The sequence below is a fragment of the Streptomyces sp. NRRL F-2664 genome, assembly GCF_000719345.1.
In the GTDB taxonomy this organism is placed as follows: domain Bacteria; phylum Actinomycetota; class Actinomycetes; order Streptomycetales; family Streptomycetaceae; genus Streptomyces.
Map to the genome: position 1 here is coordinate 1 of NZ_JOFX01000261.1, position 885 is coordinate 885.

Below are 885 nucleotides of genomic sequence, written 5' to 3' on the forward strand. Positions count from 1 at the left end.
AACTCCTCCGGATACGGAGACCTACGTCCCACCAGGACACCCTTCCTCGGACCCACAAGATCCATTGTCAGAGTGTCCACACCCCAGGGGTCACCTCAGCGAAGCCCAGTCGCGTCGCACCGCGCTTGCCGGACACGAGCACCTGCTCGTTCTGCCACAGCGTCCAGTGCTCGACCAGTTCATCCAGGTCCAACGAGGTACGGGCCACGATCGCCGATCGTCCTCGCAGGGCTTCACCCGCCGCAGCCGTAGGGCCTCGGACTCACCCACACGGATGACGCCCTCGAAGATCGCCGCCGTTTGCGGCTGGTGACCGAGTTCTTACCGGCACCCCAACACACCGTCGGCTGGGAGGGGCCGCCGCGAGACAGCAGCAGGCTCTGCAGTGGCCGACGCCCGCCCGCACCGGAGGAGAAGGGGTGGACGACCTCGAGGAGGAACACGAGGCACAGGTGATCCCCTTCCCCTCGCGCACCGTGGAACCTCCACCCGCCAAGTCCCTGGACGTCCTGTATTCCACGAACCTCGACCTCTCGCCCAGGGAGGTCGCTGGCAGCCGCAGCTAATACCGCTGGTGGGGCCACGCCACGGCGTGGCACTGCGGAGCTCGACCACCCGGATCACCAGCCTGATCCAGGCTGTCCTCACCCTGCATCTACTGAGCTTTGCGGGTTGTCGTCGGGTGGTGACGGTTTATGATCCTTGCGGTATCCCGGTGGTATGCGTTATCCGGAGGGTGGGGGCCTGACCGCTGAGCGTCGGGCTTTTGGTGAGGGGGTCCGGCTTCAAGCCGGCGAGGGATTCGCGGCGGGTGAGAAGACCGCGGTGATCGCGAAGGACCTGCGGGTGAGTGTGCGGTCGGTGGAACGCTGGCGTCGCGCCTGG

3 protein-coding genes are annotated in these 885 nt (G+C 66.4%); 2 read left to right on the top strand and 1 reads right to left on the bottom strand.

What is annotated here, in order from left to right:
* Nucleotides 1-67: 67 nt before the first annotated feature.
* Nucleotides 68-193: a hypothetical protein gene (locus IF89_RS49250; protein WP_267882130.1), complete on the bottom strand. Its 126-nt coding sequence runs from the start codon at nucleotides 191-193 to the stop codon at nucleotides 68-70.
* Nucleotides 194-419: 226 nt separating this feature from the next.
* Between IF89_RS49250 and IF89_RS46785 the strand changes: the two genes are divergently transcribed.
* Entirely contained in the window at nucleotides 420-566 is a 147-nt protein-coding gene (locus IF89_RS46785; protein WP_158718150.1) for a hypothetical protein, read from the top strand.
* A 154-nt stretch (nucleotides 567-720) separates the two neighbouring features.
* Nucleotides 721-885: helix-turn-helix domain-containing protein (locus IF89_RS49525; protein WP_324605416.1), on the top strand; the 165-nt coding region annotated here is incomplete at its 3' end.